This is a genomic window from Dehalobacter sp. TeCB1, from assembly GCF_001707455.1.
GTDB lineage: Bacteria > Bacillota > Desulfitobacteriia > Desulfitobacteriales > Syntrophobotulaceae > Dehalobacter > Dehalobacter restrictus.
Window position 1 is genome coordinate 179,182 of sequence record NZ_MCHF01000002.1, and the last position, 8,121, is coordinate 187,302.

Annotated in this window: 6 protein-coding genes; 3 read left to right on the plus strand and 3 right to left on the minus strand. The window is 45.8% G+C overall.

Annotated features, from left to right (window positions below; all coding sequences use genetic code 11):
* The first annotated feature begins 140 nt into the window (after positions 1-140).
* Together A7D23_RS00945 and A7D23_RS00950 are read left to right on the plus strand one after the other, a co-directional pair.
* Positions 141-2,894: a methyl-accepting chemotaxis protein gene (locus tag A7D23_RS00945; protein ID WP_015044085.1), complete on the plus strand. Its 2,754-nt coding sequence runs from the start codon at positions 141-143 to the stop codon at positions 2,892-2,894.
* A 13-nt stretch (positions 2,895-2,907) separates the two neighbouring features.
* Positions 2,908-4,119 carry a hypothetical protein gene (locus A7D23_RS00950; RefSeq protein ID WP_015044084.1) on the plus strand — a complete coding sequence of 404 codons (1,212 nt, stop codon included), beginning with the start codon at positions 2,908-2,910 and terminating at the stop codon, positions 4,117-4,119.
* A 182-nt stretch (positions 4,120-4,301) separates the two neighbouring features.
* Here the strand turns inward: A7D23_RS00950 and A7D23_RS00955 are convergent, their stop codons facing one another.
* A complete protein-coding gene (locus A7D23_RS00955) occupies positions 4,302-5,378 on the minus strand; it encodes a type IV pilus twitching motility protein PilT (RefSeq protein ID WP_015044083.1) in 1,077 nt (358 codons plus the stop codon).
* A 35-nt stretch (positions 5,379-5,413) separates the two neighbouring features.
* Positions 5,414-7,093, minus strand: a complete 1,680-nt coding sequence (locus A7D23_RS00960; RefSeq protein WP_019226760.1) for a GspE/PulE family protein — start codon at positions 7,091-7,093, stop codon at positions 5,414-5,416.
* A gap of 147 nt (positions 7,094-7,240) precedes the next feature.
* Between A7D23_RS00960 and A7D23_RS00965 the strand changes: the two genes are divergently transcribed.
* Positions 7,241-7,906 carry an A24 family peptidase gene (locus A7D23_RS00965; RefSeq protein WP_019226761.1) on the plus strand — a complete coding sequence of 222 codons (666 nt, stop codon included), beginning with the start codon at positions 7,241-7,243 and terminating at the stop codon, positions 7,904-7,906.
* A 21-nt stretch (positions 7,907-7,927) separates the two neighbouring features.
* Here the strand turns inward: A7D23_RS00965 and A7D23_RS16245 are convergent.
* Positions 7,928-8,121, minus strand: a 194-nt coding sequence (locus A7D23_RS16245) for a hypothetical protein (RefSeq protein WP_207644960.1), incomplete at its 5' end; no start/stop codon positions are given.

Consider the following 8,121-nt stretch of genomic DNA (forward strand, 5'->3'; position numbering starts at 1 on the left):
TTTTAGACATCATTCTACATATTTTACAAAATACATACAATTAATTTACAATTAGTTTACAAATCAAAAAATCTATTGTCCTGGCAGGATTTGGGCAATATAATAGACCATAGATATAGAAGCATAGGGGGATATGAACAATGATTGCCATGATGACGCAGACAGATATAATGGTCTTAAGCGGAACATTGCTGCTGGTGCTGTTCATAGCACTAATATTTTACATAAAATACGATATAGTATGTCTTGATGGACTGGCCAAGGGCCTTAAACAGATAAGTAATGCGGATAAGAAGCTGCCTTCTGATCAAAAGGGCAGAATGGACACGCTGCTGGATATGGCCTCTAAAACAGGAAACCCGGTTTTAGAAACGCTTTGGAAAGAATATAACCGGGAATATGCAGATAGGCTTAAAGGTGAGATCTGTCCGGACATTCCGTATTACTTTAATGAAAACAATATGATCAATATCCCGTGCGGGCGGCAGATGATGGAGCGCGCAGGTTTGACTCTTTTTATTCTGGGTATTGCCGGGTCGCTGCTATATCCCTCTTTGTATTTTCTGGGTTTTGACGGGACGGTGACACCGGAAGGCATCATCAGGAGCCTTGGCATCCTGCTTTTGGAGCTCGCAGCGGTCTCCGTAATTGTCTTTCTGTTTAAAGTGGCCGATGCAGCCAGTCTAGAGAGAACTAGGAAAGGGCTATGGGAATATCAATACAAGCTTTCCGGATGGCTGAATCCGATCTCCGAACCTACTGAAATCAGTCTCTTAGTCGAGAGCCAGCGTCAAAACACCCTGGCTTTTCAGGAGGCGGTTCAGCGGCTTGAAAATAGATTGGATTCCTTTGAGACAGAGACAATGGCGCCGATGCTTGGAGATAAGTTCAGGGAAGCCATCGAACAGAATATTACGCCGGTATTAAAGCAGACTTCAGGCGTGTTGAGCGATCTTTCAGATGCGCTGATTACCAGGCAGGAAAACGGAATGAAGGAACTCGCGCAGACGTTTACCGAAAAAGTCACTGCGGTTACGGCCGACAGGCTGAATACGTTTACGGAAAAGACCACAGTGATTGCCGGGGCTCTGGAAACCGTTGTATCAGGTATGAGCAGGATCCAGGAAGCGACCGAACAAAACGCAAAATCCCAGGAAAAACTTTGTGTACAGTCTCTTGATGCACTGAATGAAGCCGGTAAAGTCCAGACACAGGTTTCAGAAGCATTGCGGGCCTCTCTGGACAGCGTCAGGGCGGCAGAAACAGTTGCTGCTGAGATGAGGGCGTATGCAGTTCAAGGTATGGATAAAGCCGATGCCATGGCGCTGCAGTCGCTGCAGCTGCTCGAAGGGAATATGGAGCAAGTGAAATCGGTCCAGAACGGGATTGCAGAGCTGACGGGTACCCTGCAGGGGCATATGGATCAATCCATCACCAGGATTTCCGAAACACTGACCGGCGCAGTCGAAAAATACGCGGAGATTTTTGCAGGGATCGAGGAATCAAGAAAACTGCACGGTGAGGAGACGGATGAGCGGATCGGGAAAATGATCGAGAGTCTTGACCTGCGCCTCTCGGATCTCAGTAGCCGGATCTTGAACTCCGGTGCACTGGCAATGGATAAACTGACCTCTTCCGTAACTGAGATCTCTGAATCCAGCAATCAGCTGCTGGAGCAAATCAATGAGAAGGCTTCCCAGATGTATGCGGAGATTACCGGCAAGCTGGATAATTCCAATATGCAGATTTCCGGATACCTAGCTCGGGCTGTTGCGGAATATGCGGAGGTCAGCAACAGAATGGAAGCGTCCCGTGAAAAATACAGTGAAGAACTGGATAACAGGCTTAGTCAATTAATCAAGGCAACCGATGAAAGGTTGGCGGGCTACACGGAGAATATCATGGGATCCCATACGCTGACAGCTCAAAAATTGACGGTAGTCGCGGAGGGTTTCTCGCTATCAAGCAGCAATTTATTGGAACAGATCAACGAACGCGCTTCCCAGCTGTTCAGTGATGTGGCAACCAAGCTGGAAAGCTCCAATCTGCAAATCTCCGGAGATCTTGTCAGGGCGGTTGAAGGATACACAGAAGTCAGCACCAAAATGGAAGAGTCCCGCGAAAAATATGGTTATGAGCTGGATGAAAGGCTCAGTCGGCTGATAGCGATAACCGATGAACGTTTGTCGGATTACAGTAACAGAATCATGGCCTCCAACCTGCAGACAACGGAAAAACTAGCTGATATGGCCGCGGAGGTATCGCTCGAAGGCAAAAATATGCTGGAAAAGGCAGGCCGTCAGGCGTCTGATCTTTATGGCGATTTGCTTAGCAGGATGGATAAGTCCATTGATTCCATGGGCGAAAATCTGGCAGTAAGTATGCGGGCTGCTATGGGTGAAAGCATAGAGATCGTGGAGAAGCTGGCAGTCAGGACTGCAGAAATGAAAGATCTGTATGACGACTACTTCACCCGGATCGCGGAGCAGTCTTCGAAGACCCTGGACGAGCTCGATTTCAGCATTCAGAAGACACTAGCCTCCTTCTCATCAGAAACGGCCGAGATCATCAGCAAAATTACGAACAACTCTTCCGGGGCACTGGAATTCTTTGATAAAGGGATTAAGGAACTGGTTGAAAATATGGACGAGAATTCCCGCAGTATCGGTCTCTACGCCAAAGAAATTAATATTGACGTGGCCGATCTGTCTGCAAATCTCAGGCTGTCCGTACAGGAATTTAATGAGCGGATTCAGGACGGGATCAACGGAACCTTTGCAGATTTTGACAAGGGTCTCGGGGAAGTAACTCTGAGGCTGGCCACCATCCTTGAAAGTATCAGAGATTCTGCAGAAGCGCTGCAGAGCGCTTTAAAAACAGGAACGAAGCAGTAAACAGGAGTAAAGTATGCAGAGGTTTACCCCGGAACGATTAAACAGCACAATGGATGTTCTGCGTGAGGCCGTTTTACTGCCGCACGAGTTTGCGGAGCGGGTCAGCCGGAATCCAGAGCCTGGAACATTTAAAGACGATTTCAGCAGATTCCAGGGCTCTCTGGAGAGCTATGCTTTTTCCCTGGGCAAAAGGGAACTTGAGGATTGTCTTGTCGCTTTGATACAGGATGACAGGCCGGAAATGAAGTCCGTGATTCTTCAGATCCTTAAACTGCGGATGAGTCCAAGGCTGATTGGCTTGATCTGGGCGCTCACTCAGTATTTTTGTGAGCTTCCGGAAATGAGAAAGGCTTCAAGGCTTGCAGCAAATTCTAGGGATTGCAGTGATGAGCTCCTGCATGAGTTGTTTGATCAGGAAAAGGATATTATTGAAGTTGCGGTCAATCTGATTCATCAAAATGAGGAAATGGTTTCCCTGATGATCTCGAGATACAGGTTGATTGCAGACAGTCCTTTCAGCAAAGGGGTGATCCGCAGGTTTTTTCAGTTTGGAAATGAGGAAAGCTTTCTTTTAAATGAGGATTATTTTTTAAAAATGATTGATGCGGATTCTGAACCGGATTTAGTGCCTGTGGTCATTAATTATCTTGATCAGCCTTGGACGCAGGCTCCTTCCAGGTCTATCAACCGGAAGCTGCTCCAAAGGTTTGGCCTACCGGAAGATGATAAGTCATCCCTATGGGCGAGTATCGATGTGGATCTGATTGCAAAATTCCGTCAGTGGGTTTTCCTGGACATGATGGAAGATTTCTTTGGCTCAGATAGCAGGAAATATCTGATTTACAGCAGGTATTATCAGGAACTGAAGCATATCGGGCTCTACCATGACGATCAGATCATGGTTCTTGATTTTGGACAATTCGGCATCTTAAATCTGAAAGAGATGGCCGAATATTCCTGGTTGATGGAAAAATCAACACTGGAAATGGAGCTTGAAACCCTGCAAGAAGGGGAAAAACTTCGCTTGATCCACAGGAAGACCGATATTGAGGCCAGAGATGTTATCATTGAAGAAAAAAGTTCAGATATTCTGGTTTTAAATCTTACCGGAGTTGGTAAGCTATATGTTGCGGAGCTAATGGGGGAACTGCTCCGCAGGGGCGAGGAGATCTGGCCGGTCAAGTTCAAGCATGCGATATCCCGCTTTCGGGAAAAGATCTATTAATAGATGATCTACCCATAGATGATATACTTAATTGTGAAAGAAACGCCCTGCCCGGAATATTTCTTATACTCCGAACAGGGCGCTTTATTTTATTGCTTTATAAACAAAATACTAACGATGGTGCTATTCGCGGCCAGTGAAGCACGATGCGAAAGCACCAGGCCGTAAGCCCCTATTTTAACTTAGAAAATATACGGCTGATCAAGATACTTCGAGAACAGTTCTGGATTCACACATCTCGATTTTGCTTCCTCGAGGGTTACCATCTTCCGCTTAACCAGATTCGCCAGAGAATAATCCATCGGGGCCATACCGACTTTGATGCCAGTCTGGATGACCGTATCAATCTGGTGGGTTTTACCTTCGCGGATCATATTCCGGACAGCGTCATTGACGATGAGAGCTTCCATCGCTGCAACACGTCCGGTACCCTCAAGAGTAGGCAGCAGCTGCTGGCAGATAATGCCCTGAAGAACAGATGCCAGCTGAACTTTAATTTGCTGCAGCTGATTCGGCGGAAAGACATCGATGATCCGGTCAATGGTAGTCGCTGCGGATGAAGTATGGAGTGTGGACAAGACCAGGTGGCCTGTTTCTGAAGCCATCAGGGCCGTGTTGATCGTCTCAAGGTCGCGCATTTCACCGACCAGGATAACATCGGGGTCTTCACGCAGTGCAGACCGTAAAGCATCTGCAAAGGTATGGGTATCGTCACCTATCTCACGCTGGTTTATCATACATTGATTATGGGCATGCAAATATTCGATCGGGTCTTCGATGGTAATGACGTGACTGTTGCGGTGCGTATTCATATGGCGCACCATGGCAGCAAGGGTAGTGGATTTACCGGAACCGGTCGGACCTGTGACCAGGATCAGACCTCTGGGTTTCATCGCGAGGTCTTTCAGGATATCGGGAAGTCCCAGTTCGTTTATGCTTGGAATATCAGGAACAATGACCCTGATCGCGGCTGCCATGCTTTTCCGCTGGCTGTAGACGTTAACCCTGAAACGGCTGATACCAGGGATCGTATAGGAAAAGTCAACTTCTCCCTTTTGCTGCAAACGGTTTTTCACGGGTTCATCCATTAGTTCATCAACAAGCTCTTTGGTGTCCAACGGAGACAAATACTTGGCATTTGCCATCGGAGTCAAGATACCATTGATTCTGAACATTGGGGGAAGACCGGTTGTGATGTGGAGGTCAGAAGCTTTAAGTTCCAATGACATTAAAAGTAAGTCCCTGATATTTAGATTCATACAAACACTCCTCAACATAAATAGATTTGATCGGTCTATTCAATACTATAGGTTACTTTTAATAATTCTTCCGTGGTGGTGGTTCCGTCCAGAACCAGACGGGTACAGGTATCACGCAGGGAAATATAGCCGAAACGGCCGGCAATATGTCTTATTTGATCAGGAGTTACTCCCCGATTAACCATCTCGCGGATATCCTTGTTGATCGGAATGATTTCATGGATGGCGGTTCGACCGGAATAACCGGTGTAATTACAGGCAGGACATCCGGTCCCCTTGTAAAGGGGCTGGGGTTCGCGCAGTTTCAGCAGCATCATTTCGGCATGTTCCGGCCGGTATGAAGTTTTGCATTTTGGACAGATTTTGCGGACAAGTCTTTGAGCCATTAGGCCGACAACAGCGGAAGAAACAAGATAAGATTCAATTCCCATATCGACTAGCCGGATAATCGAGGAAGCTGCATCGTTGGTGTGGATAGTGCTTAAGACCAGGTGGCCGGTGATGGCTGAACGGATCGCAATCTGGGCTGTTTCCGAGTCGCGGATCTCCCCAATCATGATAATGTCGGGGTCCTGACGCAGAATCGACCGCAGTCCCGAGGCAAAAGTCAGGCCAGCTTTGGTATTGACTTGGACCTGATTGATCCCATCCATCCGGTATTCAACAGGGTCTTCTACGGTGATGATATTGACAGTTGGTTTATTCAATTCTCGCATGACTGCGTAAAGTGTCGTCGTTTTTCCGGAACCGGTGGGGCCAGAAACAAGGATGATCCCATTTGGACTTTTGATGATCCGGTCAAACAGCTCAAGATTTTCAGCAGTAAAGCCTAGCTCAGATTTGGTATAGGTACTGTTTCTCATTCCGAGCACGCGGATAACTATCTTTTCTCCGTGGACTGTTGGAAGTATGGAAAGCCTGAGGTCAACGTTATTGCCGTCAATGCTGACTTCAATTCTGCCGTCCTGGGGTAGGCGCTTCTCAGCAATATCCATTTGCCCCATGATCTTAATTCTGGTGACGATGGCCTGGTGGGCCGCTTTAGATGTTTTCATGGCTTCCTGAAGTTCTCCGTCTATCCGGTAGCGGATCCGCATTTCATTGTCAGACGGTTCAATATGGATGTCACTGGCATTTGTCTTGATGGCATGCTGAATCACGGAATTAACCAGTCTTACGACAGGGGCATTCGTCACCTCATCGCCAAACTGATCGTCAATTCCGGAGAAATCAACAAGGTCATACGTTTGTTTCAGTTCTTCAATCGCTTTTTCGGCGCTTTCCTTGCCATAATAGCGCTCGATCGCATTCATGATATCCGACGCGGTAGCCATGGCTGGCTTGACATCAAGCCGGGTTGCCCGTTTGACATCATCGATCGCATAAAAGTCCAGCGGGTCGACCATGGCAACGATCAGCACATTATTTTCCTTCTTGATCGGTATCAAGGAATGCTTTCTGACCATTCCTTCCGTAATCAGTCCCGTAGCAAGAGGATCAATCGGAGTTTCACCTAGATCATAGTAAGGAATATGATATTGAAATTCCAGCACTTTGAGTAGCTGTTTTTCCGTAATAGATTTCGTTTCAATAAGGATCTCGCCCAGTTTTTTAGAAGTTTTGGACTGCATTTCCAAAGCATCTTCGAGCTGCTTAGCAGTAATCACCTCTGATTCAACTAAAAGCTGTCCCAGTTTTCGCATCGTTTCCGGCATTTTTTTCTCCAATTTAATTATTTATATTTTGTCTATTTTAATTTATTGTATTATAGTGTAAATCAAAAATAAAGAAAAATTGCTAATATTTACAAATCCTGCGAATTTAGATACCCTAAGGGAAGAAAGATTAAAGGAGTGTTTGAGATGGAAACGTTTTTTATGGAACATGTTTGGCTGGTCTATTTGGGATTATTTATTGTCGGGCTTGCTGCCGGAAAATTTTTGAAAATATTAATTAGAAGAAACATGGAAGAAGAGCACAGAGATTTCCCATCCAAACCGGTCGTGGAAATCCTGAATGCGCTGCTGTACTGTGCTTTATTCTGGAAATACGGTTTTTCTCTAGAAACATTGAGTTTTCTGATTTTTGGCTCGATCCTTTTACTCATTGCGTTCATTGATTTTAAGACCATGCTGATCCCAAACTGGAGCGTTCTCCTGATTCTGGTTCTGGGTATTTTGTTTGCTTTCTTCAATCAGGATGTCTCCTGGCTGGAGAGGCTGATTGGCTTCTTTGGAGCTGGATTGGGTTTGCTGCTGATCTATATATTCTCGAGAGGCGGCATAGGCGGCGGAGATATCAAGCTGATGGCCGCAGCAGGCTTTTTCCTAGGCTGGAAACTAACGTTTTGGGCAATGCTTGTCGGTTCAATCATCGGCGGAGTCTTTGGGGTGATTATCCTGGTCAGCGGCAAAGGACAATTAAAGACTGCAATCCCATATGGACCGTTTTTAGTGATAGGTATCATAGGAAGCATTCTTTTTGGCAACGAAATGATTTCGTGGTATTGGAGTTTATTAATACGCTAAATTGTTTTATTATTTTTTACATTAGATGTATTGTTGTATTTTTGCCGCAAATAATAAGAAAATGCGAAAAATAACTGGCGATAAATTCTTTGGTGAGCGGTCAAAGTAAATGCAACCTTTGACAGAGTAAATATAGTGGGGTTTCATTGAGTCTGTCAAAATACTGGGAATAACAGGTATAGTACCTGTTAAAAATAGCCGATTCAGATTATATG

What these genes read in the sequence shown, in the direction of transcription:
- A7D23_RS00945 (WP_015044085.1), top strand. Translation starts at nt 141, where the DNA reads ATGATTGCCATGATGACGCAGACAGATATAATGGTCTTAAGCGGAACA.
- A7D23_RS00955 (WP_015044083.1), bottom strand. Translation starts at nt 5,378, where the DNA reads ATGAATCTAAATATCAGGGACTTACTTTTAATGTCATTGGAACTTAAA.
- A7D23_RS00965 (WP_019226761.1), top strand. Translation starts at nt 7,241, where the DNA reads ATGGAAACGTTTTTTATGGAACATGTTTGGCTGGTCTATTTGGGATTA.
- A7D23_RS00960 (WP_019226760.1), bottom strand. Translation starts at nt 7,093, where the DNA reads ATGCCGGAAACGATGCGAAAACTGGGACAGCTTTTAGTTGAATCAGAG.
- A7D23_RS00950 (WP_015044084.1), top strand. Translation starts at nt 2,908, where the DNA reads ATGCAGAGGTTTACCCCGGAACGATTAAACAGCACAATGGATGTTCTG.